Origin of the sequence: Bacillus sp. FSL M7-0791 (assembly GCF_038627085.1) — a bacterium.
Taxonomy (GTDB): domain Bacteria; phylum Bacillota; class Bacilli; order Bacillales; family Bacillaceae; genus Bacillus; species Bacillus safensis.
Map to the genome: position 1 here is coordinate 2,833,068 of NZ_CP152022.1, position 26,595 is coordinate 2,859,662.

At 41.5% G+C, this 26,595-nt stretch carries 27 protein-coding genes and 2 pseudogenes; 9 read left to right on the top strand and 20 right to left on the bottom strand.

Annotated features, from left to right (window positions below):
* Positions 1-14: 14 nt before the first annotated feature.
* The 3 genes from essB to MHI08_RS14660 form a co-directional block, all read right to left on the bottom strand.
* Positions 15-1,328, bottom strand: a complete 1,314-nt coding sequence (gene essB / locus MHI08_RS14650) for a type VII secretion protein EssB (RefSeq protein ID WP_034622144.1) — start codon at positions 1,326-1,328, stop codon at positions 15-17.
* A gap of 14 nt (positions 1,329-1,342) precedes the next feature.
* Positions 1,343-1,582 (bottom strand): EsaB/YukD family protein, encoded by a 240-nt coding sequence (locus MHI08_RS14655; RefSeq protein WP_003213579.1) that lies wholly within the window; start codon positions 1,580-1,582, stop codon positions 1,343-1,345.
* A gap of 95 nt (positions 1,583-1,677) precedes the next feature.
* A complete protein-coding gene (locus tag MHI08_RS14660) occupies positions 1,678-1,971 on the bottom strand; it encodes a WXG100 family type VII secretion target (protein ID WP_003213769.1) in 294 nt (97 codons plus the stop codon).
* 406 nt (positions 1,972-2,377) lie between these two features.
* On the opposite strand from MHI08_RS14660, the gene MHI08_RS14665 reads away from it, so the two are divergent.
* The 3 genes from MHI08_RS14665 (at position 2,378) to MHI08_RS14675 (ending at position 5,567) form a co-directional block, all read left to right on the top strand.
* Entirely contained in the window at positions 2,378-3,607 is a 1,230-nt protein-coding gene (locus MHI08_RS14665) for a PucR family transcriptional regulator (RefSeq protein WP_024423341.1), read from the top strand.
* Positions 3,608-3,717: 110 nt separating this feature from the next.
* Positions 3,718-4,854, top strand: coding sequence for an alanine dehydrogenase (ald, locus tag MHI08_RS14670; RefSeq protein WP_025094176.1), 1,137 nt, complete (start codon positions 3,718-3,720; stop codon positions 4,852-4,854).
* Positions 4,855-4,970: 116 nt separating this feature from the next.
* Complete coding sequence (locus MHI08_RS14675) at positions 4,971-5,567, top strand: biotin transporter BioY (RefSeq protein WP_034282595.1); 597 nt, start codon at positions 4,971-4,973, stop codon at positions 5,565-5,567.
* 38 nt (positions 5,568-5,605) lie between these two features.
* Here the strand turns inward: MHI08_RS14675 and MHI08_RS14680 are convergent, their stop codons facing one another.
* From MHI08_RS14680 to MHI08_RS14690, 3 genes are all read right to left on the bottom strand, one after another.
* Entirely contained in the window at positions 5,606-6,382 is a 777-nt protein-coding gene (locus MHI08_RS14680) for a sporulation protein (protein WP_197202665.1), read from the bottom strand.
* Between the two features lie 159 nt (positions 6,383-6,541).
* Positions 6,542-7,870, bottom strand: coding sequence for a Na+/H+ antiporter family protein (locus tag MHI08_RS14685; RefSeq protein ID WP_024425962.1), 1,329 nt, complete (start codon positions 7,868-7,870; stop codon positions 6,542-6,544).
* 140 nt (positions 7,871-8,010) lie between these two features.
* Positions 8,011-9,501, bottom strand: a complete 1,491-nt coding sequence (locus tag MHI08_RS14690; protein ID WP_342499716.1) for a leucyl aminopeptidase — start codon at positions 9,499-9,501, stop codon at positions 8,011-8,013.
* A gap of 322 nt (positions 9,502-9,823) precedes the next feature.
* Here MHI08_RS14690 and MHI08_RS14695 point away from each other — a divergent pair, with 322 nt between their 5' ends.
* Entirely contained in the window at positions 9,824-10,300 is a 477-nt protein-coding gene (locus MHI08_RS14695; protein WP_024423347.1) for a divergent PAP2 family protein, read from the top strand.
* A gap of 40 nt (positions 10,301-10,340) precedes the next feature.
* Here the strand turns inward: MHI08_RS14695 and MHI08_RS14700 are convergent, their stop codons facing one another.
* From MHI08_RS14700 to MHI08_RS14715, 4 genes are all read right to left on the bottom strand, one after another.
* Positions 10,341-10,985 carry a 3D domain-containing protein gene (locus tag MHI08_RS14700; RefSeq protein ID WP_024423348.1) on the bottom strand — a complete coding sequence of 215 codons (645 nt, stop codon included), beginning with the start codon at positions 10,983-10,985 and terminating at the stop codon, positions 10,341-10,343.
* 99 nt (positions 10,986-11,084) lie between these two features.
* The gene (locus MHI08_RS14705; protein ID WP_342499717.1) at positions 11,085-11,405 is read right to left on the bottom strand and encodes a YuiB family protein; all 321 of its coding nucleotides are present in this window, start codon (positions 11,403-11,405) and stop codon (positions 11,085-11,087) included.
* 81 nt (positions 11,406-11,486) lie between these two features.
* Complete coding sequence (locus MHI08_RS14710) at positions 11,487-11,612, bottom strand: YuiA family protein (protein ID WP_157840088.1); 126 nt, start codon at positions 11,610-11,612, stop codon at positions 11,487-11,489.
* 135 nt (positions 11,613-11,747) lie between these two features.
* Positions 11,748-12,965 carry an NAD(P)/FAD-dependent oxidoreductase gene (locus MHI08_RS14715; RefSeq protein ID WP_024423350.1) on the bottom strand — a complete coding sequence of 406 codons (1,218 nt, stop codon included), beginning with the start codon at positions 12,963-12,965 and terminating at the stop codon, positions 11,748-11,750.
* 391 nt (positions 12,966-13,356) lie between these two features.
* Here MHI08_RS14715 and yumC point away from each other — a divergent pair, with 391 nt between their 5' ends.
* On the top strand, positions 13,357-14,355 hold the full coding sequence (gene yumC, locus MHI08_RS14720; RefSeq protein ID WP_024423351.1) for a ferredoxin--NADP reductase 2: 999 nt from the start codon (positions 13,357-13,359) through the stop codon (positions 14,353-14,355).
* A 46-nt stretch (positions 14,356-14,401) separates the two neighbouring features.
* On the opposite strand, the gene MHI08_RS14725 is transcribed toward yumC, so the two are convergent.
* Entirely contained in the window at positions 14,402-14,608 is a 207-nt protein-coding gene (locus MHI08_RS14725) for a hypothetical protein (protein WP_024425965.1), read from the bottom strand.
* Between the two features lie 240 nt (positions 14,609-14,848).
* Between MHI08_RS14725 and MHI08_RS14730 the strand changes: the two genes are divergently transcribed.
* Together MHI08_RS14730 and MHI08_RS14735 are read left to right on the top strand one after the other, a co-directional pair.
* Positions 14,849-15,616: a MerR family transcriptional regulator gene (locus MHI08_RS14730; protein ID WP_342499718.1), complete on the top strand. Its 768-nt coding sequence runs from the start codon at positions 14,849-14,851 to the stop codon at positions 15,614-15,616.
* Positions 15,600-16,503, top strand: a pseudogene (locus MHI08_RS14735) (DUF2268 domain-containing protein). Before MHI08_RS14730 ends, MHI08_RS14735 begins: the two are co-directional and overlap by 17 nt.
* Before the next feature lie 151 nt (positions 16,504-16,654).
* Here the strand turns inward: MHI08_RS14735 and MHI08_RS14740 are convergent.
* The 3 genes from MHI08_RS14740 to MHI08_RS14750 all read right to left on the bottom strand — a co-directional run bounded on the left by MHI08_RS14740 (position 16,655) and on the right by MHI08_RS14750 (position 18,452).
* Positions 16,655-17,017 carry an iron-sulfur cluster assembly accessory protein gene (locus tag MHI08_RS14740; RefSeq protein WP_024423354.1) on the bottom strand — a complete coding sequence of 121 codons (363 nt, stop codon included), beginning with the start codon at positions 17,015-17,017 and terminating at the stop codon, positions 16,655-16,657.
* Between the two features lie 73 nt (positions 17,018-17,090).
* Positions 17,091-17,945, bottom strand: a complete 855-nt coding sequence (gene dapF, locus MHI08_RS14745; RefSeq protein ID WP_342499719.1) for a diaminopimelate epimerase — start codon at positions 17,943-17,945, stop codon at positions 17,091-17,093.
* A gap of 270 nt (positions 17,946-18,215) precedes the next feature.
* A complete protein-coding gene (locus MHI08_RS14750) occupies positions 18,216-18,452 on the bottom strand; it encodes a YuzB family protein (protein WP_008346813.1) in 237 nt (78 codons plus the stop codon).
* A 255-nt stretch (positions 18,453-18,707) separates the two neighbouring features.
* Between MHI08_RS14750 and MHI08_RS14755 the strand changes: the two genes are divergently transcribed.
* Positions 18,708-19,775, top strand: a complete 1,068-nt coding sequence (locus MHI08_RS14755; RefSeq protein WP_265192431.1) for an NAD(P)/FAD-dependent oxidoreductase — start codon at positions 18,708-18,710, stop codon at positions 19,773-19,775.
* A 50-nt stretch (positions 19,776-19,825) separates the two neighbouring features.
* On the opposite strand, the gene MHI08_RS14760 is transcribed toward MHI08_RS14755, so the two are convergent.
* Positions 19,826-20,056 (bottom strand): hypothetical protein, encoded by a 231-nt coding sequence (locus MHI08_RS14760; protein ID WP_065215216.1) that lies wholly within the window; start codon positions 20,054-20,056, stop codon positions 19,826-19,828.
* A gap of 100 nt (positions 20,057-20,156) precedes the next feature.
* Positions 20,157-20,486, bottom strand: a complete 330-nt coding sequence (locus tag MHI08_RS14765; RefSeq protein WP_034282615.1) for a YuzD family protein — start codon at positions 20,484-20,486, stop codon at positions 20,157-20,159.
* A 121-nt stretch (positions 20,487-20,607) separates the two neighbouring features.
* Here MHI08_RS14765 and MHI08_RS14770 point away from each other — a divergent pair.
* A pseudogene (locus MHI08_RS14770) lies at positions 20,608-20,907 on the top strand (NifU family protein).
* Between the two features lie 43 nt (positions 20,908-20,950).
* Here the strand turns inward: MHI08_RS14770 and MHI08_RS14775 are convergent.
* The 4 genes from MHI08_RS14775 to MHI08_RS14790 all read right to left on the bottom strand — a co-directional run bounded on the left by MHI08_RS14775 (position 20,951) and on the right by MHI08_RS14790 (position 26,517).
* Positions 20,951-22,921 carry a S9 family peptidase gene (locus tag MHI08_RS14775; RefSeq protein WP_342499720.1) on the bottom strand — a complete coding sequence of 657 codons (1,971 nt, stop codon included), beginning with the start codon at positions 22,919-22,921 and terminating at the stop codon, positions 20,951-20,953.
* Positions 22,922-23,225: 304 nt separating this feature from the next.
* Positions 23,226-24,158, bottom strand: coding sequence for a homoserine kinase (gene thrB / locus MHI08_RS14780; RefSeq protein WP_342499721.1), 933 nt, complete (start codon positions 24,156-24,158; stop codon positions 23,226-23,228).
* On the bottom strand, positions 24,155-25,216 hold the full coding sequence (gene thrC, locus MHI08_RS14785) for a threonine synthase (RefSeq protein WP_024423361.1): 1,062 nt from the start codon (positions 25,214-25,216) through the stop codon (positions 24,155-24,157). The genes thrB and thrC overlap by 4 nt, the downstream gene beginning before the upstream one ends.
* The gene (locus MHI08_RS14790) at positions 25,216-26,517 is read right to left on the bottom strand and encodes a homoserine dehydrogenase (RefSeq protein ID WP_087976187.1); all 1,302 of its coding nucleotides are present in this window, start codon (positions 26,515-26,517) and stop codon (positions 25,216-25,218) included. The genes thrC and MHI08_RS14790 overlap by 1 nt, the downstream gene beginning before the upstream one ends.
* Positions 26,518-26,595: the final 78 nt, after the last annotated feature.

The following is a 26,595-nucleotide window of genomic DNA, read 5'->3' on the forward strand; positions in this document are numbered from 1 at the left end:
TTGTATCGAAAGAATTATTTTTTCTCATCTTTTTTTGTCTGAGAGGTTTTCTTTTTCGCTTCAGATTCTTTCTCTTTTTTCTCTTGATCGGCTTTTGACTGCTCTTTTTGTTCAGCTGTTTCATCTGTTTGGCTTGCGTCTGAGGAGTCACCTGTGCTTGTCTCGGTTGTTTCTTTTTCTTCATATTTCGCCATTTCCTTAATGATCGGATCTAGCTGTTTTTGTTTTTCTTCAGCAGAAAGGCTGTCATCGTTTTGAATTTCATTGCGATAGGCGACGAGTGCCGTAAATATGTACCTGTCGTCTCCAAGCACCCGTGCAATATCAAGTGCTTCCTTGCTATTGCCTTGTCCAATATGAATCCAGAATAGGAAGTATTGCGGATCTGTCTGCAATGTGTACGTTTCTGTGATTTCTTTTTTATGCTGATCAAGCAACAAACTGCCTTGGTTCGTTTGTACATACGAAATGGCCAGTTCATATTGTAGAGAGACTGGCATTTTATTGGCTGGATATTTCTCTAACGTATCCACCACTTGACTGTACTGTTTGTTGAGATAATATTTGTTTGCCTCGACGTACGCTTCTTGTTTTGGCATGGCAAAAAAGAAGGTGTAAATGGTGTACACCAATGCAGGGATTAACAGGACAAGCAGACCTAATCCGATGTATCGCTCGATCTTCCATTTCTTTTTAGGAATGGTTAAGAGCGTTTTTTCTTTCGCATCGATTGCTTTGATCTTTTGCTCAATCAAAGCTGACAATTCTTCCAGCGACTTCGTTTCACTAATTTCTTTTGCCAGCTCCGATAATTTCAACGTTTCATTGTAAGCCACATATTCTTGAAATTGATATTCATGGTCAACCACTCGAAGAACGACAGCCTTGACCTCTTTTAACAGGCGATGCTCATCGGTTTCATATGGTGGGATGCTTTCTTTGACTCCATAATGCAAAAATGCAGGAGCTAAGCCTTGATGAAAAACAATGTTTTCAGGAGAAACAATAGGATGCAGCCGCTTCACGTCGTGTTTAAGAACTGCATCGACAAGCTGGTATGAAAAAATCCATTTGCTTTTTTCATCCTTTGCATGGATGAAACGAAATTCCTGATAGGCAGGAGGCGGTTGTATAGAAATGATGACCTCATCTTCAGTTAATTGGATCTCTTTCTGAAATGAAGGATTGATGTCTTTGATCGGTGCCGCTTCTAAACCGTCTAAGAGTTTAATCGTCTCTTTTTGAAAAATAAAGGTATAGGTGCCTCCCTCTTTTTTCATGACTGCTTCTAATTGTTCTTCTAAATAGGAACTCTTTTTATCTGCCATTTACAAAAGTCCTTTCATAGTATTTCCAGCCTGTCTCCTGTAGTAATTCCACAGTCTGACAGCTTATATTCGCCTGAAAACACAGCTTTCTTATTGACTACCCGCACCCATCCGCCTTCTCGCTTTGGAAGTGAGATTTGTTTTGCCTGCCAGGCGATATGGATGACTTGTTTAATATGTAAATAATTTGATAGTCTCAAATCAAACACACTGCCATCATAATTTTTTAAGTCGATGGTAATATCGATATACACAAATTTCCACCTCACAAAATAGAAAGAGCGCCGGCATCCATTGACAGACTCGGCGCTGTTTCTGCTTTTCACACTTAGAAAGGAAATCCCTTTGATTAGCCGCGGATTTGGCTTGCGATGTCTTGGTCAGTGCTTTCAAGTGTATTTGCCGTTTGATCAAGCTGATTGCTGACATCTGTTAATAGATCAGACATTTTGATAAATGAAGGCTTAAGCTGTTCGTATTGATCAGCAAATGCTTCACTAGAAGCACCTTCCCACATTCCTTTTAAATCAGAGATCATTCTATTTAGACGATCAACTTGGTTTAACACTTCTTGACTTTCAACACCATATTGCTTAGCGGTCGCTCTTAGTTCTTCTGGGGTTACGCGAATAATTCCTGACATATTCCTCATTACCTCCCGTGCATAGCCGCCATATAATGGGCTAATCCACTTATTTTTTGACGTTATTATTATAAAAACAGAAATGATACACAGTCAAACAAATCTGTTTTTATTTTACAAAATGAGTCTATAGAATTACTGTTTTTTCGCTTTTTATCTAGTATTTAACAGTTTTTTGGTCATATATTCATAATAAGTATCCACCTGCTTCGGTGGATCTTTCCGCCTATTGATTTTTTACTACGTTATTATTGTACTATTTCTTTTTCAGCGTGCTTCAACATCCATTTGCTAGCTTCTCACACTTTTTGTTTTTTTAAGTTTATGGCAGTTTTTTGTTGATTTACGTACCTCATTCTCTTCATAATGTAAGTACGTGAAATATTCGAAAAAGCAGGGGTTTTTTATGACAAAAAAGACAGATCCGTTTAAGTATAGCCTTGATCGTTTAGAGGATGTGGCAGACCAAATTAGTGATGTGCTCAATTGCCCTATTACTATAGAAGATACTCATCATCGATTATTGGCATATAGCACACACAATGATTTTACTGATCCCGCCAGAACTTCAACCATTATCTCCCGCCGGGTACCGGAAAAAGTCATTAATCGGCTTTGGAAGGACGGCATCATTCCTACACTCCTTAAAACAGACGAACCGCTTCGTGTCCCTCAAATTGCAGAGGTGGGTTTATCTAGCAGGGTCGCCATTTCGATCTGGAAGGACAAAGAAGTGCTCGGATTTATTTGGGCGATTGAATCCGCACAGCCTTTTTCAGAAGAAGAAATGGACCTTCTCAAAATGGCAGCGCATGCCGTGAAAAACAAATTACTCAATTTACAAATTCGAAAAACGAAAACAGAAGAACGTAATCAGGAGCTTTTCTGGAAGATGCTCACAGGTCATATTCATGAAAAGGATGAGATGCTTGACCTATTTTTAAGGCTTGGCATCAGATGTCCAGACACATATGCCATCATCATCTTCCGTCTTCGTGACGAACTCACAGAGGAAACAGAAAAAAAGCTGTCCTATCTGCTTGAAACAACACAGCAAGTACAGGTACTGTTAACGACTGTTGATTTTCACGAATTCATTATTCTTGTCTCACCAAAAACAGAACATCCGCTTCAAGATATTAAGCAATTCACAAGCGGCATGCTGCAGCAGCTTGCGGACCGCTATCATATTCAGCATGTTCAGGCAGCAATTGGAGGAATTTACGATAACATCTCTCAAATTCAGCCTTCCTATAAAGAAGCACTGGCTGTATTAAAGACGAAAGAACGCTTTCCAGTTGAAACAGAACGTTTAAACAGCTTTTCTGAACTAGGCATTTATCAATATCTTGATGTGCTTGCTGAGAAGCGAAAGGGCTCTTCTTACTCCAGTTACTCTTTATCAAAGCTGGAGGATTACGACCTGAGGCATCATTCCAACCTTGTCGAAACCCTTGAGCGGTTTATTGACTGTGACAGCAATGCCAATATTGCCGCAAAGCAATTAAACATCCACATCAATACCTTAAATTATCGATTAAAACGGATTACAGACATCGCAGAAATTGATTTAAAAAACATGAATGAGAAAATGACCATCTACCTTGATATGAAGCTAAAAAACGTCCATTTGTGAAATTTCACAAAGAGGCGTTTTTTTATTTTTTATTTCAACCGAAGAATTTTCTAAACTTTCCGGATACACTAGACATACAATATCAATAGATAAGCATAGGAGGAATAAACATGATCATCGGCATTCCGAAAGAAATTAAGAACAATGAAAACCGAGTGGCTTTAACACCAGGAGCAGCTTCTCAATTGCTTTCAGCTGGACATCAGATTTTAATTGAAACAAACGCTGGTTTTGGAAGCGGATTCACTGATGACGATTATGTATCTGTTGGTGCAGAGATTCTTGATCAGGCGAAAGATGTATGGGCATCTTCTGATATGATCATGAAAGTAAAAGAACCATTACCTGAGGAATATCCTTATTTCAGAGAAGGACTCATCTTATTTACGTACCTGCATCTAGCCGCAGAGCCCTCCTTGGCTGAAGCATTAAAACAAAAAGGCGTTACAGCCATTGCTTACGAAACAGTAACGGACGGAAAAACACTCCCTCTTCTCACACCAATGTCTGAAGTAGCAGGCAGAATGGCCGCTCAAATTGGGGCTCAATTTTTAGAAAAGCCAAAAGGCGGAAAGGGTATTTTACTTGCAGGTGTACCAGGGGTATCAAGAGGAAAGGTCACCATTATTGGGGGCGGTGTGGTTGGAACAAACGCAGCGAAAATGGCGATCGGACTTGGCGCAGATGTCACCCTGATTGATGTAAACGCAGAACGCCTGCGTCAGCTGGACGACCAATTTGGCCATCAAATGAAAACGTTAATGTCCAATCCTGTCAACATTGCAGATTCAGTCAGTGAGGCAGACCTTCTCATTTGTGCGGTGCTGATTCCTGGTGCCAAAGCACCGACGCTTGTGACAGAAGAAATGGTGAAACAAATGAAGCCTGGTTCTGTCATTGTGGATGTAGCGATTGATCAAGGCGGCATTGTCGAAACCATTGATCACATCACAACCCATGATCAGCCTACTTATGAAAAACACGGCATTTTACATTATGCTGTCGCTAATATGCCAGGCGCGGTTCCGCGGACATCAACTGTTGCTCTAACGAATGTCACTGTTCCATATGCGCTGCAAATTGCGAATAAAGGCGCTGCAAAAGCTATTAGAGAAAACAATGCCATCGCAGAAGGTGTCAATGTGATGAACGGACATATCACGTACGAAGCGGTCGCTCGTGATCTCGGCTATGATTACGTACCTGTCAGCAAAGCCATCGATGCCTCTTTTATGACCGAAGCTTAATCAGCTACCCGCCCTATTGATGGGCGGGTTTTATTGTTAACCTAAAATTAAAATAAGTTGACAAAAATCCTTCTTCCCCTTAATCTATTTGTACAGATAAGACAGGGGGAAACATCATGCAAAAGAAGACAAGAACTGCTGACTTTGTGCTAGTGGGAATGTTTGCTGCACTCATGGCTATCGGAGCCAATATCACATCCATTGTGCCATTTTTACAGGTCGGCGGAATTCCACTTACGATGCAGCCGTTTTTTTGTGTGCTTGCTGGTCTCTTACTCGGCAGACGGCTTGGCGCATTAGCTATGATTGTCTATGCCTTGGTTGGAATTGCTGGTGCACCTGTATTCGCCCAGTTCTCTGCGGGCTTTGGGGTCATTTTAGGCAAAAGCGGCGGCTTTGTATTATCATACATCCCTGCTGCCTGGCTTGCCGGATTCATTCTAGAAAAAAGAAAAAACCCTGGCTTTGGCCGCTTTTTGCTTGCAGCCATTGCTGGTACGACCGTGATGTATGTGATCGGAACGACCTATACATACCTCGCATTAAATGTATGGCTCAATGCACCGATTTCCTATCAAACCACATGGTTCTTTATGATCTGGTTTATGGTAAAAGACTACGCATTGACTATATTACTTGCGATGCTGGCACCTAAAATTTATCGCTCTGTATCCAAAGCCACATCCTTTCGAAAACAAGAAGCTGTATCATAGAAAAAAGAGCCTGTCTTCATTCAGGCTCTTTTTCATCATTACTCAGCGTATTGATCTATGATTTCTTCCAGCATTCCTTCAAGCACTTCTACATTTTCAAGATCTGATGGACTGAAGCGGTAGCGCACAAGCTGTTCCCCATCATTATACATCTCCTCAAGCCAGCCTCTCAGGCCTCTTGCTCTACGGTCAACTTCGAAAACAATGTCTAATCCGCCTTCATCTATCAGAAAAATCAGCTCTAACTCATCAAGCATATAGCGATAGTAGTCTGATGTCGGAATGAACTCGAATTCTTGGACGAATGGCAGGCGCCGCTGAAAGTAAGGTGCTTGCTCACAGTCTGCTTCATTTAGGTGGAAGCCAAGATTGCTAGTGGCCTCCAGCACATTTTTCACCCAAGGGTGAGCTTCAACGAAAATGCGGTCATAGTCAGATTTATCGATTCCGCCTTGGATATCAAGGTCTGTCTCCACTGCAATTTCAACTTTTCCGATCGTCATCGGGGTATCGATAGGAAGAATAAAAGAAAACGGAAATTCATGCTTTTCTCCTGGCTGGATGGTAAAAGAATCCGTCACCCGTAAAGTAAAGATATTCACATATTTTCTATGCTCTTCATCATCTTTCACAATCACATACTGTGTTTGAATCTTGACATTGATATAACGGATGTCCTGAGCAATTTTTCCGCCCTTTACATGGACAGTTCCCGTTACTTCTTGTCCTGGATAATAAGCGTTTTTCTCTAAAATGGTATCTACTTTTGCCGCACCAATTCCTGCACTTGCCGCTAGCTTTTTAAAAAATGACATGTCCCATCTTCCCCTTTTCATTTTTATCAGCATATATACGTAAGATAGAGAAAGAAAGATTCATTTAATTCATACTTTTGTCCTAATTATTTTTCATCTATGAACAACAAAAAAAGCTTATAGAAAAAACATCATCGTTTTCTCTACAAGCTTTTCATCTTACAGAATAATCGCCGCCAGCCAGCCGAACAGAACAAGCGGAATATTATAATAGATAAAAGTCGGGACACAAGTTCCCCAAATGTGGTGATGCTGTCCATCCATATTCAATCCAGATGTTGGTCCAAGCGTACTGTCACTTGCAGGTGAACCTGCATCTCCAACAGCCGCAGCAGAGCCAATAATGGCAATGGTAGCCATTGGACTAAAACCTAAGTGTAAGCAAAGTGGAACAAAGATGGTTGTAATAATCGGAATCGTTGCAAATGATGATCCGATTCCCATTGTCACAAGCAGACCAACGAGCAGCATTAAAATCGCCGCAAGACTCTGGCTGTTTCCGATAAATTGGGAAGATGCTTTGACAAGAGATTCAATGTCTCCTGTTTTTGTTAAAACGTTGGCAAACCCAGCCGCAACAAGCATGACAAAACCGATAAATGCCATCATATTCATTCCAGATGTAATCAGTTCATCTGCTTCATCCCGTTTCATCATTCCAGTCACAAACAAGACAAGCAGTCCTGCGAGTGCACCGAAGATCATTCCTTCCACACCAAGGCTTTGTGATAGATAAAGCTGGACAATCAACGAAACGAGAATAGCAAGACCGGCAAAGAATAAGCTTTTTTTCGTATAAGCCGATTTCTCTACGTCTGTAATTTCACGATTCTCATATACCTTCGGCTTTCGATATACAAAAATGGAAACGATCAAGCCAAGAACCATGCCTGCTACAGGAATCAGCATCGCATACGGAATATCTGCAAGGTTTACTGTTAGACCCGCTTCCTTCATATTGTCACGAAGCATTCCGTGGAAAATCTGTCCAAAACCGACTGGAAGTAATATATATGGTGCAGTGAGTCCGAAGGTAATGACACACGCTAGCAGTCTGCGGTCAATCTGAAGCTCGTTAAACACCTTTAATAACGGCGGAATGAGGACTGGGATAAAGGCAATGTGAACAGGAACGACGTTCTGTGAAAAACAGGACACGATCAAAATGACAAGAACGATGAGCACTTTTGATAGTGTTTTCCGTCTTGAATCGCCTTCTTTTCCTAGAAGCTTCACTGCTCCTTCAACCATAGCATCTGGCAGACCTGTTTTCGTCAGTGCCGCAGCAAATGCCCCTAATAACGCATAACTAATCGCCACTGTTGCATTTCCCCCGAGTCCGTCCGTAAAGGCGTCCACTGTTCCTCCCAAGCCTAATCCACCTGCAAGTCCGCCAGCTAAAGCGCCAATTGCCAGCGCAATCACGACATTGACCCGCAGCAAGCTTAATATCAACATTAAAACAACCGCTAAAACAACTGCATTCATGGTGAAACCTCCGAAATCCTTTAGTTTACTAATGTAGTAGATAATTAAAGTACCAACGTATGTTACCATAGAAAAAAAACTTCGTCAAATGGCGTATGTCCTACATAAAAAAGCTCTGCCACTTGGCAGAGCCTTCTCCTTTATTTTGTTCCTTCAAATCGTTCCACAAATGTTGCGAGTGATCTCACCATTACTCCTGTTGCCCCTGTTGGTCCAAAGCATGAAGGTTTTTCTGTTGTTGCAGTTCCTGCAATATCTAAATGAACCCAAGGCGTATCTTCTGCGAATTCTCCAATGAAAGCACCTGCCATAATCGCATGACCATCACGGCCTGGTGAGTTATTGAGATCCGCCATTTTGCTGTTTCGTACTCGTTTCTTATCTTTTTCCGTGATGGGCAGCTGCCAGATCATTTCACCGCATTCTTCTGATGCTTCTTTAAACTGAGCGTACAGCTCATCGTTATTGGTCATCGCGCCTGTTGTCTCATTTCCAAGCGCCACAATGACACCCCCTGTTAATGTGGCCACATCTACAAGGACAGAGGCACCGTGCTGCTTCGCATATGTCACCCCATCTGCTAAAACAAGACGGCCTTCTGCATCCGTATTAAGCACTTCGATTGTTTTACCGCTCAGTGACACGATGACATCATCCGGCTTCATAGCGTCTGCTGAAATCATATTATCGGTTGAGGCAATGACCGCAATGACATTTTGCTCTGGACAAAGTTCTCCGATGATTTCCATTGCGCCTAGAACAGAGGCTGAGCCGCCCATATCTGTTTTCATGCCAACCATACTCGCTCTTGGCTTTAAAGAATAGCCGCCGGTATCATACGTGATGCCTTTACCGACAAGACCGATGACGTCTGTCCATTCTTCCTTGCCTTGATATTTCAATACGATGAGTTTTGGCGGTTCTGTTGAGCCTCTATTGACGGCTAAAATACCGCCCATTCCGAGCTCTTCCATTTGTTCTTTATCTAAGATTTCAATCTCAAATTCATATTTATATGCAAGCTCTGCCGCATACGAAGCCAGATCAGAGGATGTGAGCATGTTCGGCGGCATATTCACAAGGGTACGAGCCGAATTGACTGACTGTCCGTACACTTCGCCGACTTTCAAACTCGCCTGAATTTCATCTTGATCATGCTCTGTCGTTGCATAAACAAACTCGATAAAACGATCCGGTTCATTTGTTTTATGTTTAAAATCTTGTAATTCATATGTAGCTAAAAGGCAGCTTTCAGAAAGGGCATGGGCCGCATCTTGAGCAGGCAGATCCTTTCCAATAAACGTATCCAGCAAGACAGAAACCGCTTGCTTTTTATCTTGATGAAGCTTTTTGAATAAATGGGCAAACACTTCTTTTGCCTCTTCAAACGTGTAATCTGATTCCTTCCCAAGCCCGACAAAATAAATGCGTTTGATGCCTGTTTCAGGGGATGGGAAAAACTTCGTAAGCTGATTTCGTTTGGAAGAAATGTCGCCTTCTTTTAATAATTCAGTGATTCTTCCTTCAAGTAATTCATCCATTTCTTTTGCTTTTCCTGATAATTGGCTCTTTTGAAAAAGTCCGATCGCCAGTGTATCTTTATGCTGCAATTCATTTGTCGAGAAAAACATATTTATCACACGCTCCTTAATGAACTCCATTTTTCACATTGGAACTTCTATTATATCAAAATTTGCGTGCCTATACGATCATTGCCAGACTGTCTTTACTTGATGAACATTTATATTTTCATACGCGGAAGGGCATCATGAAAAAGCGGCGAAACCTGAGCAGCCTGTCCGTGTTCTCCTCATTCCACATCTACTTTCTTTAATGTTATAATGAACATGGACTTGGCAGCTTTTTTACTGCTATCATTTTTTCATCATACTAGGATTTTTAGTCCACCATTTCGCACGATATTTTTTCTTAAAGAGAGGATGTTTCTTGTTCATGAGCGTACTGACGAATTTTCCGCTGCTTGCCAGCCTTGCAGCCATCTTTTTTGCTCAATTTGTAAAAGTACCGATTCAATTTATCATTTCTAGACGACTAGATTGGTCGCTCATTACAAGCACAGGCGGAATGCCAAGTTCACACTCCGCAGCAGTAACAGCACTCTCAACAGCAGTGGCTTTAGAGCACGGGCTAGATACATCTATCTTTGCCATTTCCGCCATCTTTGCCATTATTACGATGTTTGATGCGACAGGCGTTCGCAGACAGGCAGGAGAACAGGCGACTGTTCTCAACAAGCTCGTAACAGATTTTAACCGATTTGTTTCCGAAGCAAAGAATTTCCCAAATGCGGAAGAAAAAGAAAAGCAAAAGAAATTAAAAGAGCTTCTTGGTCATAAGCCGATTGAAGTCTTCTTCGGCGGTTTAACAGGGATCTTGCTGACACTCATCTTAGATTATTACTTCATGTAGAAGCGAAAAAGCTTTGGACCTTAAACGGCCCAAAGCTTTTTTATTCTTTATTGGCTTGAAACTGCTGACGGAATACTTGCATCGATTCTGCTTCATTAAGCTGATTTAAGTCTTTTTCCGTTAACGTCCCTTCACCCTTTTTGATGATATACACATCGAGCACTTTTTTACCCCATTCTCTATACACATCATCAACGGTTTCATAGTATAAATCAAGCTTATGACCTTTAATGGCTTTCCCGGTATCTGCAACCACACCGTAGCCATAGTTTGGGATAAACAGCACCGTTCCAATCGGAAAAACAGATGGGTCGGCTGCCACTGTTGAGTATAAATCACGTTTCACTTTGACGCCTGAATATGTAATGCCATATGCATGATGTTCCTTCGTTTTGCCTGTTGATTCCACACCTGCTGTATAGCCGGTTGCAACAACTTTCTGTTTCGGGTAATCGTTCCAATTAAAGGCCTCTTCGAGAGAAACAGCCCGCGAATCTTCACTTTTGAGTGCGATCGTTTCCCTTTTTTGCTGCTGAAAAAAAGAGGATACTTGCTTGCCCGCATCGGTTTTTTTCACCCATACAGCTAAATCACTTGGTTCAACTCCAGATATGCCCGTAAAGCTTGTCAAAAGTGCAAGCATGAATAAGGCGGTCATGAACAATCGTTTCATCCATGTTTTCATCTCTATTTGTCACTCCTCTACCCATCTATTTGTTTCCAAACAAAATGGAAACTATGCAAAGGAGAAACAAAAAAACCCACTTGCGTGTCCACAAGTGAGTTAAAACATTTGATACCCTCTTTTTCGTAGTACATTAATGACAAAACCTGATGTGATTGCACCGATCAGGCCGCTTAATAAGATGATGATATCTGCCGCAGCGAGTGAGACAATCCGGTCTCCTATTCCTGAAAAAGCGGTGCCAGGCTCTCTTACATAAGCGATCATCTTTTGATTGTTGATAATGAAAAGGCATACAATTGGATATAAAATAGCCATAATCCATGACATTCTCAGCAGCATATTGAGCAAAAAACCAATGCCGAAGAATAACACGAAAAATAAAATAACTGAAATGATAACGACTGGTAAACTGATCACTTCATCTCCACCCCCAAATATCCCATCATTAGTTTAACTTGGAAATAGAGATGAAGTCAATCAATGGAAAAAGCAGATCGATTAACGCTTCTTTCCTGTCCCTTTACATTCCTCACACGTTTCAGATCCGCCGAGCAATAACTGAAAATACCCTTTTCCTGAACAATATTGACAGGTTGATGTTTTTTCCTTTGTTTGTGCATTCATATTGCTCACTCCTTAATCTAAATTTTCTGATAATTTATCATAACATATTTTACTGCCGATGACCAAGTGAGAAAATATACCACAACTTATAAAAAAACGTGTATCACGAGGATACACGTTTTTGTCTATGATGGTTTAGAAGAACTTGAATTTTCCTTTTTTCAGAACAAGTCCTGGTCCGCCAACCATGAATAAAGAACGGTTGTCGATGATTTTCTTCATTGCAGAAGCTTTTGTTCCTTGAAGTTTTTTACCAAACGCAACACCTACAGCGTCGTGTTCACCAAGAGAAGCAACTGTTCCTTTGATGTCTGGCTTAAAGCTTTCAAGAGAACCGCCTTTTACTAGTGCTGCAAGGTTTTTCGCTACTGTCTCACCTTGCTGCATAGCGATTTGTGCAGTTGGTGGGTATGGACGGTTGATTTCTTCATTGATAATCAATGAACAGTCACCAATGATGAAGACATCATCATTTTCTGGTACACGAAGATCTGGAGAAACTTTTACGCGGCCGCGCATGTTTTCAAAACCAGCTTCTTCAACGATTGGGTTACCGCGTACACCTGCAGCCCAAACAACAGTTGCAGCTTTGATTTCTTCTGTATCATCGTCTTTTCCAACAATGATACCCTCAGGCGTACATTCTTTGATCGCTGTACCGATTTTGAACTCAACACCTTTACCTTGAAGGTAGTTCATCGCATAGTCGATCAATTCTGGATCGAATCCAGGAAGAGCTGTTGGCGCAGCTTCTACACAGATGATACGCACGTCTTTTTGATCAATGTCATACTCTTTGCAAAGCTCAGGCACACGGTTTCCAAGCTCACCAAGGAACTCAATACCTGTGAATCCTGCGCCGCCGACAACGATTGTCAAACGCTCTGGACGTTTTTCAGCATCCGTATTATACGTTGCAAATTGAAGCTCAATGTGCTCACGAAGCTGACGAGCAGAGTTAATGTTAGAGATTGAGAATGCGTATTCTTTCAGTCCTGCAATACCAAATGTTTCAGGAACAGCACCAAGTGCAACAACAAGGTAGTCATAAGAAAGTTCGCCATCTGATGTCACAACTTTCTTTGCTTCCTTATCAATGCTTTCAACTGTTGCTTGTACAAAGTTGACACGGGAACTGTTAATCACATCTTTGATTTGATAACGACAGCGGTCATGATGAAGTGTACCTGCACTTGCTTCATGAAGCCATGTTGTTTCGTAATGATAATTATGCTTGTTCACAAGAGTAATGTCCGCATCATTTGTGCCAAGCTGTTTTGTTAATCTTGTTACAGTCATTAATCCGCCATAACCTGCACCTAATACAACGATTTTCGGTTTATTCACTGGAATCACATCCACCTTTTTTAAATTTGCTGTAAAACGGATAAAGAATTACATATCGTTATTCTCAACCGCTTTGCGGCATTTTATGAAATTTAAACAAAAAAATAAGTATGTGAAAATCTGAACTTTCACCTACATAAAACGAAAGCATTTGACCGTATCCGACAAAAATTCATAAAAAATTAATATTTAGTTCCCTTAACAATAATAGCGAGTTCTGCTCCAATTTTCAAGGCTTTAAACTGAAAATCCTTATGATAAACGGTCTTTCTCACTTTTTCCTCCTTTTCAAAGCTTCAGCATCAAAAAACGACAAGTTTTTCAAAACAAGTCAAACGACGATATGTGGTATGATATGATATAGTGATAACAATTTTCATTTGGGAGGATTAAAGGAATGCAAGAAGATTCTAAGGTATATGACATTACCGTTATCGGGGGCGGCCCAGTTGGATTGTTTACTGCGTTTTACGGAGGCATGAGACAGGCAAGTGTGAAAATCATTGAAAGCCTTCCTCAGCTCGGCGGTCAACTATCCGCTCTTTACCCTGAAAAATATATTTATGATGTGGCTGGATTTCCAAAAATCCGCGCACAAGAATTAGTTGATAACTTAAAGGAACAAATGGATAAATTTGATCAAACCATTTGCTTAGAGCAGGCAGTTGAAACGGTTGAAAAGCAGGCAGATGGGATCTTTAAACTTGTGACAAATCAAGAGATTCATTATTCTAAAACAATTATCATCACAGCTGGTAACGGTGCATTCCAACCGAGAAAGCTTGAACTTGATTCAGCAGAATCATTTGAAGGAAGCAACCTGCATTACTTCATTAATGACTTGAACCAATTTGCCGGCAGACGTGTGGCCGTTCTTGGCGGCGGAGACTCTGCGGTGGACTGGGCACTTATGCTTGAACCAATCGCAAAAGAAGTATCCATTATTCACCGCCGCGATAAATTCCGCGCGCATGAGCACAGTGTAGAAAACCTGCACAACTCGAAAGTCAATGTACTGACACCATTTGTACCAACTGAGCTCATTGGTGAAGACCGCATTGAACAAATCGTGCTCGAAGAAGTCAAAGGCGACAAAAAACAAGTGCTTGATGTGGACGACGTGATCGTCAACTTCGGTTTTGTTTCCTCCCTTGGACCAATCAAACAATGGGGCCTTGAAATCGAAAAGAACTCCATCGTGGTGAAATCTACAATGGAAACAAACATTGAAGGCTTCTATGCGGCAGGAGACATCTGTACGTATGAAGGAAAAGTCAAATTGATTGCAAGCGGATTTGGTGAAGCACCAACTGCTGTCAACAATGCGAAAGCTTACATGGACCCGAAAGCCCGTGTACAGCCTCTCCATTCCACAAGCTTATTTGAAAACAAATAAGATCGGATCAAAAAAGGAGTTCCCACTCGCGGAACTCCTTTTTCGTTTATTTAAAAATCCCAATATAGGCATTTGCCATCCCAAGTACCATTGCAGCAAGCAGCACCACAACAATCCCTGCCACAACCAAAATCACCCGATCCTTCACACGTTCCTTTTTCGGAAGCGGCTTCTCAATCCCGCAAGACGGACACGTTTTGGAACGATACGGAATCAGTTCATGACAGTTCCTGCAATTGATTTGTTCACTCAAACCTCAGCAACCTCTTTTCTCACTACAGTTTATGTTTGGTTCTCATGATACTCTTTTCGAGTGGAAATAGCCAGTTGTTCGGGCGAGCTGTAACAAAATTGAGCGATTTGCGAAAAAAAAACATAGCTCCTTGAATTCGCTGCTTCAAACAAGATCAACAATGATATAAATTTTTAAAAAGATGATTGACCCTAACGCAACGTCATATTTTATAGTGGATATCAAGAGAGGTGAATTGAAATGAAAGTAAAAGAAGTAGCTGAATTATTTGGTATTAGCATTCGTACACTTCATCATTACGACAAGATTGGTTTATTGACCCCAAGTGAAGTCACAGAAAATCGTTATCGACTTTATTCAGAAGAAAACCTTGAAACATTGCAGCAAATATTATTTTTCAGGGAACTTGGATTTCCATTGAAGGAAATTCACAAAATGATGCACAATCCTTCATTTAACAAGAAAGAAGCATTTATGCTACAAAGAAAAATGTTAATAGAGAAACGAAATAATCTCGATAAAATGATCGGAAATATTGATAAAACGCTACAGCATTTAACGGGAGAAACTCAATACACCTATAAAGAAAGGTTTGAGAATATGAATATGAATTTTAGCCAATATGAAGAAGAAGCTCGTCACCGTTGGGGAAATCAAGCTGTTGATGAAGTCAGCTCAAAACTAAATCATTTGTCTAAAGATGAACAAATTGAATTATCTGATAGCTGGGATAGCATATTGAATAAACTAGCCTCTCTTCGCAGCCAATCCCCTAAATCCAAAGAGGTGCAAATCGTCATCAAACAATGGTACGACTTTTTAAACGAAAACTTCAGTTATTACTCTCTTGATGCTTTTTACGGTTTAGGCCAACTCTATATTCAAGATGAACGTTTCACAAAGAATATAGATCGTTATGGTGAGGGTTTGGCATCATTTATGAGCGAAGCGATGAAAGTCTTTACTACTCTTCATAAAAGAGGGGACAGCTTTGAAAATGATGATTGAGAATACAATCGATTAATACGAAACGTTATTCTCAACGAAACACAACAAAGAACATTTTTTCCGACACACCATGATGAAACCTTTTGAAAAGATGTGGAAGATGATAAACGTTCCGCTAAAAGCTAAACAGCAAAATGGCTATGATGTAATAATGGCAACCAAGATGCTTGGCTATCTTGATGTAACAGATACACAAACTGGACAACAGGCATTAAAAAAACTACAAGAAATTCAGGCTCTTCAAACAGCAGATATGACCTTAAACCATTGTATGGATTTCATCAAAAAGCACAACCTTCAAATAAATGCTGATGAGTTGAGATTTGGTCTATATATAGCTGATCCGAAAAAGCTTGAACTGCAAAAAGGATATTGTGGCTTTGGAGGAATTCCTGGATTTATTCAAGTATCACTATATCCAAATTCATATAATATCCCAAGAATTCCTGCTCTCATTGCACATGAATTCCATCATAATATCCGTTTTTCACATTTTGAATGGGATTACGGAAACGTCACGGTTGGAGATTATTTAATTATAGAGGGTTTAGCTGAATCATTTGCAAAAGAACTTTATGGTGAACATGTTTTAGGGCCTTGGGTCTTGGGTCACTTCTTTTAATAAAGAGGAATTAGACTATTCTAAAGAAGTGATGAAAGAGGCTTTACATATGAAGGGGTTTGGTGACGTCAGCAGTTATATGTTTGGTGATATCATTGCCCAAGAACAAGGCTTTCATCCTGTAGGATTATCACCCTTTGCTGGTTATGCAGTAGGTTATCAAGCTGTACAATCTTTCATGAGAATTAATAAAGTAGGGATTGAAGAAGCGACCTTACTTGGAACAGAGGAAATACTAAGAAACTGCGAGCTTTTTTCTAATTAAATATCTTTATAAAGAGGACGTGCTGAGTGATTGAAGTCATGTCCTTTTTTTAAATCTTTAAAAACAACACAAAAAACCTCCTCAAGAAAATGATTAATTTGAGGAGGTCTTCATTATACAAATGGTTTTACAGAATGAATCGTTTTAACCCTTAACACTCTTCTGGCGTACCGGTATTCGTCGCTGTTCTGAAAGAAGAACCGCACCCGCATGACGCGATGGCGTTTGGATTGTCAATCGTGAAACCGCCGCCCATGAGTGATTGTTTGAAATCAATGATGGTTCCGTTCATGATATCAAGGCTTTCAGAATCGACAAGGACATTGATGCCGTGCTGTTCGAACTGCGTGTCTTTCTCTGAGACTTCATGGTCAAAGCCCATGCCGTACGAAAGACCGCTGCAGCCGCCGCCTTTTACGCCCACTCGAAGGAACGCATTTTCTTCTTCATGCTCTTTCATCATATCTTTAATCTGCAGTGCAGCAGCTTCTGTAATGGTTACTGGTGTACTCATGATCATCCCTCCTTTTGACTGGATGTTTCTTTTCAATTATAAACGTGATGATGCCTTTTCTCAAATAAATGGTTTAGAGATAAAATGTGCCGTCACAAATCGTTTCAGCAGGTCCTGTCATGAGCACATGGTCATTGTCTTTCCAACGAATGATGAGGTCTCCGCCTGCTAAATGAACTGTCATGTCTGTTTCTTTTTTTGCCTGACCATTCACAATTGTGGATACAGCCGCAGCACAGGCCCCAGTTCCGCAAGCCTGGGTAATCCCTGAACCTCTTTCCCACACGCGAAAATGCAGTTCTGTTTCACTGACAACTTCAACAAATTCTACATTGACGCCTTCAGGGAACATGTCGTGCTTTTCGATGATAGGACCAAGTGTATGAAGCGGCGCTTTTTCTATGTCCTCTAAATAAAAAACGATGTGCGGGTTTCCCATCGAAACGGCCGTTCCATTTAATTTCGCAGTGCCAAAATCAAGCGGCTCATTAATCGTTGTGCTAGCCGGTTCACCAAGCATCGGCATTGCTTCTTTTTCAAAACGTGGTTTTCCCATATCTACTGTGACTAGCTGAACGTGACCATCCTGAGCGTGAACGGTCGCTTCAACGAGTCCTGACAATGTCTCAATCTGGAACGTTGAGTCCGTCACAATTTGATGCTCATACACATACTTTGCAACGCAGCGCAGCCCATTACCGCAGTTCTTGCCCTCTGATCCATCATTGTTGAAAATGCGCATCTTCACAGGTGCAACATCTGATGGGCAAATCAGGATCATCCCGTCAGAACCGATTCCTGTATAAACAGAAGAAACGCGGATCGCTATCTCTGATAGCTCCTCTTCTGGAAGCTGCTCCTTCATCTGATTGACGTAAATATAATTATTTCCTAATCCGTGCATTTTCGTGAATTGAAATGATGTCATGAGCTTCCTCCAAAAATGTTGTTTCTTTATAGTATAAAAGGAGTCGATTCAGGAGACAATCTTATCATCCCCCGTTTTTCATACATAGAAGCTCTTTGCTGCCATGGCAAAGGGCTTTTATTATGCATATGCCTCTTTTTCTCTCGTGTGATGCTTCATATTGATGATATTTTATTAGCATAACATATTGGATGCGCTTTCTATTGATTCTCCTTAAAAATGGAAGATGGAAATGTGAAAAAAATGCACCTCATGACCCATGTGGTGCATTTAAAACATGTCGTTTTCCTCTATAAATGCATAAATACGCTCGACTAGCTGCTCTGCATTTTCTCCTGAAACAAATTCTCCATTCACAAGCGCAAATGGGGAGTCCATACATTTGCCGCAATAGCTTAAACAGCCGTATTCCATTACGTCTAGGTTTGGGTCTTTTTCAAGCTTCTCTTTTGCTTCTTGAGACCCTTGTGCAAGATTACTTACACAAAATTCGATCAGTGGAAACACTGTGCTTCACCTCACATTGCCTTACCATCCTACCGAAATTCCTTGTATTAGTCAAAATATGAGCTTCGCCTATATCGTTACGCCTAATCCTCATAAAATGTTTTACTATTTAGGACTAACTGATGAATATGTAGGTTATTTTGAAACAATTATTGTGGTTTCACAGTAAATTCGATATAATTTTATTTGGTATTTTAACTTAAAGTTTTTTAGTATAAGTGTTTTTCAATGTCTACGGGGAAAAGGAGAATCGTCATGAAAAATTTAGTCTTGATCGGCGGAGGTTACGGGAATATGCGGGTTCTCCACCGCTTATTGCCAAATCAATTACCTGATGATGTCACTATCACATTAATTGATCGAAATCCTTACCACTGTTTAAAAACAGAATATTATGCACTTGCTGCTGGAACGATCTCTGATCATCACATTCGAGTATCTTTTCCAGAGCATCCGAAGCTGGATATTCAATACGGGGAAGTAGAAAAAATTGATATTGAAAACAAACAGATCTTATTCAGCGACCGTGAACCGATTCCGTATGATGATACGGTGATTGGACTCGGTTGCGAGGACAAGTATCATAATGTCCCTGGTGCGAAAGAACATACATACAGCATTCAAACCATTGATCAGTCAAGACATGCGTATAACAAATTAAACAATTTGAGCGCAGGTGCAACGGTTTGCATCGTCGGTGCTGGACTTAGCGGGGTAGAGCTGGCCAGTGAATTAAGAGAAAGCCGTGCTGATTTAAACATTATTCTTTTTGACCGCGGAGAGCTGATTCTATCAAGCTTCCCAAAAAGATTAAGTTTGTATGTGCAAAAGTGGTTTGAAGAAAATGACGTAAAGATCATTAACTGTGCCAATATTACAAAGGTTGAAGAAGGTCTTGTTTATAACCATGATAACGCGATTGAAGCTGATGTCATCGTCTGGACAGCAGGAATACAGCCAAGCAAAGTGGTACGAGAGATGGATGTTGAAAAAGACGCACAAGGCCGCGTCGTATTAACTCCTCATCACAATCTCCCTGGGGATGAGCATGTATATGTTGTAGGTGACTGCGCAAGTCTGCCTCATGCCCCAAGTGCACAGCTTGCTGAGGCGCAGGCAGAACAAATTGTCCAATCTCTGCAAAAACGCTGGAAAAATGAGCCGCTTCCTGAGGCTTATCCACAGTTTAAGCTAAAAGGTGTTTTAGGTTCTTTAGGGAAAAAAGCCGGCTTTGGCTTAGTGGCTGATCGTCCACTTGTTGGCCGGGTGCCAAGACTCCTGAAATCTGGACTCCTTTGGATGTACAAGCATCACAATGGCTAAAATCATGTGAATTTTTTCTCAAAGCTCCTTCGTGACGAGGGAGCTTTTTTCTATGAAACGGCATGTGCCGATGAGTTGGTCCATTTGATCGGAGCAAGAGCAAGAATGCAGTCTTTACGAAAGGTTCTCATCGTTTTCTTCGATAAACAATACGCTTGGATAAGCTGATCCGTTTGACGGTGTACAATGATTTTTCTCTTCGTGCACTCCCCGTTTTTCTTCATATAAATCATCTCAATCGGTATTTGCTGATGAAGAGATTGTTTTAGTAAATAATTCATGATGCTCACACTCCTTTCATTTCATTATAAACGAACAAACGTTCTTTTTCAACCTAAAAAAGAACGTTTGTTCGTTTATATTTCTCAAAAAAAGAACAGCTTATTCACTGCTCTCCTTGTACCCGTATTTCTCCATTTCTTGATAAATGTCTTTTAATTTTGGATTGCCCTCTCCAACGATTTGATCCTCTACTAAAACAAGCGGATAAAAGAATTCATCATCAAGAATTCGTTCAGACAATTCCTTTTGTTGTTCATTTTCTGGCGGGTGCTCAATATCAATATATGTGATGCGAAATGGCTGATTCGGATATTTTCGTTTTAATGCTGCATCTAACCATTCAAACGTATCTTTTGAAGAAGGCAGATTCACGCAGCTAGCGCACAAGACATCTCTTCCATATACATAAAGATCGACGGTTTTGTTCATTTGACAAGCCCCCTATTCTTTCTTCATTTTAGCTGAATTTTATGGATGAAAAAAGTCAAAATCACTTTTTGTTTCAAGATGAGATTGTGCTATAATGAGAAGGAAACTTTGAAACCAATCAATAGATTTTTATCGTCCAGATGAATATAATGGTGATATGTTGTGAAAGGAGCGATTATATCTAATGACTGAAGTCGAAATGAAAGACCAAGTACAGGAAGTACTGGACAAACTTCGTCCATTTCTATTACGTGATGGTGGAGACTGTGAGCTTGTAGACATTGAAGATGGCATTGTAAAATTACGTCTTCTTGGTGCATGCGGCAGCTGCCCAAGTTCAACCATTACATTGAAAGCCGGTATTGAGCGCGCATTATTAGAAGAAGTGCCTGGCGTTGTAGAAGTTGAACAGGTTTTCTAATTCATATATGACATGAAAACGACCCGATTTGGGTCGTTTTTTATTAGGCTAGCTTTTCTCTAAACCATTCCTTTATAAAAGTCAGTCTTTGAATACGCTGCCCCGGGTGGCCGCTTCTGGATAGATCATGAGATGCCTTCGGGAATTTGACCAATCTTGTGTCTTTCCCAAGCTCCTTCAAGGCCACAAAAAGCTGCTCTGCTTGATCAACTGGGCAGCGATAATCTTCATCGCTGTGCAAGATGAGAAGCGGTGTGTTCATCTGCTTCACATATTTTAGCGGAGAGCGATCCCATAGCTTATCGACAGAGTCATAAATATCCCCATCAATCTGCCACCTTGTAAAGAAATAACCGATATCACTGATACCGTAAAAGCTAATCCAGTTTGAAATGGAGCGCTGTGTGACAGCTGCGCGAAAGCGGTCGGTCTGACCGACAATCCAGTTGGTCATAAAACCCCCATAGCTGCCGCCTGTCACGCCAAGTCTTGTTTCATCAAGGAAATCATAGGCTTTGAGCACATGATCAACAGCCTGCATGACATCGTCATAATCAACGTCACCATAGTTTCCTCTCACACGGTCAGTAAACATCTGTCCATATCCATGACTGCCATGCGGGTTGATATACACGATGGCATAGCCTTCAGAAGCGAGCATTTGAAATTCATGAAAATACGTATGACCATACATCGCATGCGGTCCGCCATGAACCTCTAGAATGAGCGGATATTTTTTCCCCTCTTCCATCTTGGAAGGCTTCATAAACCAGCCATGCACTTCGTCGCCATCTTTTGACTGAAAAGAAAATGGTTCAGGTTCGGATACGATATGCTCCTTTAGAAAATCATGATGCTCAAACGTGATTTGCTTTAGTTCTGTCTCCCCTAATGTCATCTCATACAGCTCGCTTGGTGAAACAGGTGTAAGCCGGCTGAGCAGTAGTTTGGATTCATCTGGATGAAGGCTGAAATTGGTGATATGTTCCGCCTCTAGTCGAACAGGATAGGCTAAACCTTCAATAGAGAAATAATAAATCCCTGTACTGCCTTGATCAGAAACAAGCGCATAAAACCCTTGGCTGTCCTTTGTCCACTGCGGAAGCTGATAGACCTCTCCCATCACGCTATCTCCTGCCATACAGTTCCCAACATATATATCGAGCACTTCTGACAGTTGAACCGCCTTTTCTTCCTTCAAATCATACAGCCATATTGATGGGAAGGTGGCATTTTGAAATTCGCGCTCATGTCCAATATACAAAAGACTCTCTCCATTTGGAGAAAAAGATACGGTCGAATAAGCGCCGTTTGCTTGTGTGATCTTTTTTGTCTGACCATCTTCTAATGACAGAAGACACACGTCACTTATGTAAGGTATCTGCGGATTTAATTGAATAAAGGCAAGCCATTTGCCGCAAGGAGAAACCGTATGATTCATATGATGAACCTGCTCGCTCGTGACAGGCTCTATCTCTCCTGAATCGATATCCACCTTCACAATCTGCGTGACACGTCCATCTAAAAAGCCTCTTCCATCTGCTTTATAGGTCAAATCATCATATACCGCTGGAGCAAAGTCATCTTGCTCTTCCTTTTTTTCATCATGAACAGATTCTGATTGTTTCAATGACACAGCCGTATAAAGAAAAGCGCCATCTGGGGAAAAAACAGGATGAGATACTCCGTAAGGAATAGTCGTTAAGGTTCGCACGCCGCCTCCTTCGCTCTTCATGAGCGCCAGCTGAGGGACTTCCTTTGGCTTTTGTAAAATAAAAGCAAGCTGCCTGCTATCTTTTGACCAAACTGGCTGATGATGCTTTCCATCCTCAAATGTCCATTGTGCCAGCTCCTCTGTCTTTTCATCTCGAACCCATAAATGGATGTTGTAATCGTCCTTTTTCTCATTCACAGAGACTTTTGTAAAGACTGCCTTTTTTCCATCTGGTGAATAAACCGGATGAGAAACAGAAACAATCTTCGTTAAATCTTCTGCCGTCATCAATTTCTTCATAAACGTACCTCCCCCTTTTCTGCTTAAAAAATAGTTCGATCCTCTAAATAATAATCCCTGCTTCTTCCCATAAAAACAAGCATAAAAAAGAACGTGCAGATTCATAGCACGTTCTCAGATTGTTGAAAAAGGGCTAAAATGATCTTTATTTTAGCTCTTTTTCTTCTTTTCAGCGTGACCTAAAAACCTTTGCAGTCTAGGAAGAACGAGCACTGGCGCAGAGCGAATTTAACATTCGTGAGCACCAGCGCATAGGACTGACAAAGAATGCGAGGGTTTGTCTACACGCTGCGAACGTGCAGATTCACAGCACGTTCTTTACTTGATTAACAGGATGATGCTCCACGACGACCCCTTCTACTGGCACCGTCAGTAAATCGACTTCGCAATGCGGGAAATTTTGGGCTAGCTGCTCTTTCAGCGCTTCTCCCTTCCCTTTTTCCACTAAGGTGAGGATCGTCGGCCCAGCACCGCTCAAAGCCGTTCCATACGCTCCTTTGAGCGAAGCGACATGCTCTACCTTCGACAGCTCTGGAACGAGCATTGTGCGGTAAGGCTGATGAAATAAATCCTTATTCATCATTTCTCCAACAAGCGGCCAGTTTTGCGTCATTAAGGCGGCAACAAGGACGTTGCTCACAGCACTCGCACTGACGGCATGTTTATAGGAGAAGTCCTCTGGCAGGACATCACGGGCATCCTTTGTCAGCACTTCGTAAAAAGGAATCACCACGACGACATCTACATCCACATGCTGCACTTTAACGGCATGTGTTTTGTCTTCTTCATGGAGACCAATCAGTAAACCACCAAATAAAGAGGCACCCGCATTATCTGGATGACCTTCTACCTCACTTGCATAAAAGAGCTTCTGATCATCTGTCATGTTTAATTCAAGAAGCTGATTGGAGAGTTCAATGGCGGCCACGATGGCAGCAGCACTGCTGCCAAGCCCCCGTGCCAATGGAATATCACTCCACACTTTGACATAAACAGGCGGGAGTGTTTTTCCAAAGTCATCTGCGACCTTTTTGGCTGTTTGGTAAATCAGGTTGTCGGTGCCTGTTGGAATCCCAGACACGACATCTGTTTCTGCTTCAAACAGCCAGCTATCATGGTCATAGACCGATAGCTTTAAATAGCGGCTGAGCGCCATTCCAACTGAATCAAAGCCTGGTCCTAAATTGGCAGTGCTTCCCGGTACTGTGATTGAAAAAAGCATGGAGGCTTCACTCATACGCGTGCGGCCTTTTCTAAGTGTTCAAGAATTTGATCTTCATCTGCATCAAGTGTGACCGGCTTGATTTGTGAAATATCGATAGCCGTATTTGGATCTTTCAGTCCGTTGCCTGTTAGTACTGCAACAACTTTACTGCCTGGCTTGATTTCTCCAGATTTCACCTGCTTTAACACGCCTGCAATCGACGCACATGAGCCCGGCTCTGCAAACACACCTTCCTCACGTGCAATCAATTGATATGCATGAAGAATTTCTTCATCAGTTACTTCATCAATCTTACCGTTTGATTCATCCGCGGCTGCCACAGCTTGTTTCCAGCTCGCTGGATTTCCGATACGGATTGCCGTTGCCACTGTTTCTGGCTGCTCAATCACTTCATTTCGAACGATTGCCGCTGCACCTTCTGCTTCAAAACCACGCATGACAGGCAGTCCAGTTCCTTTTTTCTCGTGATATTCCTTGAAGCCTTTCCAGTAGGCCGTGATGTTCCCGGCATTACCAACAGGAATCGCCAGTACGTCCGGGGCAGAGCCTAGCTGCTCACAGATTTCAAATGCTGCTGTCTTTTGTCCTTCAATTCGATAAGGATTGACCGAATTAACAAGGGCAATCGGTGCTTTTTCACAGATGCTGCGGACGATTTTCAGTGCATCATCAAAGTTGCCGTCAATGGCAATGATCTCTGCTCCGTACATGACCGCCTGTGCAAGCTTACCGAAGGCAATTTTCCCGTCAGGAATGATGACAATACATTTCATATCCGCACGGGCTGCATAAGCCGCTGCTGCTGCAGAGGTATTCCCTGTTGAAGCACACATGATTGTATCGTTGCCTTCCTCTTTAGCCTTTGCAACAGCCATGACCATTCCTCGATCCTTGAAAGAACCTGTTGGATTGACGCCTTCTGTTTTCACATGAAGCTCGATTCCCAGCTTTTCTGAAAGCTTGGCGAGATGGATCAGCGGTGTATTCCCTTCATTTAATGTTAGTTTAGGTGTAGATTCGTTTACTGGTAAGAATTCTTGAAATTCTTCAATGAGTCCATTCCATTTCATCAGCTTAAACCGTTCCCTTCTACTCGGTACGTGCTCTTCACTTGAACCACCACGTCGAGGTCGTTTAATTTTTGCAGGATATTTGAGAAATCTTCTTCTGAGGTCTGATGTGTAATAATCACAATTTCAGCCAGCTCATCATGTCCTTTCACAGGAAGCTGAAGGATCTTTTCAAAACTGATGCCTCTTTCAGAAAAAATAGATGTAATGCGGGAGAATGCCCCGACTTGATCTCTAACATGAATTCTTAAAAATTGCTGAGCAAATATTTCTGATGAGGATTTGATCTTCTTCTCAAACTGCGGTGCGATAAATCCGCTTCCGTTCACGCCAAGGCGCATGTTTTTCATCACTGCCACTAAGTCTGATACAACAGCTGTTGCTGTTGGCAGACTTCCTGCTCCAGGTCCGTAAAACATCGTTTCTCCTACAGCACTTCCGTAGACATACACTGCATTAAATTCATTGTTGACGGATGATAATGGATGATGATCAGGAAGTAAGGTTGGCTGAACGCTGACCTCCACTTTCTCTCCGTCTCTCTGAGCAATGCCGATCAGCTTCATTGTATAGCCAAACCGCTTACTGAAATTAATATCCTCATCAGAGATATCAGAAATACCTTTCACCTTGACGTCCTCTAAATCTACATTCATAGAAAAGCCGAGCCTTGCAAGAATCGCCATTTTCCTTGCTGCATCCAGTCCTTCTACATCAGCTGTCGGGTCTGCTTCTGCAAAGCCTAAATCCTGTGCTTCTTTTAAGACATCCTCATATGCGCTTTTATCGACATTCATTTTCGTTAAAATAAAATTCGTTGTACCGTTCACAATCCCCATCATCTTCGTGATTCGGTCAGAGGCCAGCCCTTCCTCCAGCGTGCGCAGAATCGGAATTCCTCCGGCGACACTTGCTTCATAATAAAGATCACAGCCATTTTCTTGCGCTACATGTAAAAGCTCCGTACCGTAAAGCGCCATTAAATCTTTATTGGCTGTAATGACATGCTTCTTCTCATTCAACGCATCTATTAAATATTGTTTAGTCTCTTCAATGCCGCCCATCACTTCAATGATGACGTCGACCTCTGGATCTCTAATCACATCGTATACTTCAGTTGTGAAGACCTCTCTTGCGACATCCACATCTCTTTTTTTATCGGGATTGCTCACAAGCACTTTTTGTATTAATACCGGACAGCCGATTTGGTGCATTAATTTATCCTGATGGTCTTGGATAATTTTTACGACACCGCTTCCCACTGTTCCTAATCCTAATAGCCCAACTCGAATTGCCTTCACCTGAAATTCCACCTTTCTCCATAAATGTCCTCTCTAAAAAGACATTTGTTAACCTTACACAGACATTCAATGTACACA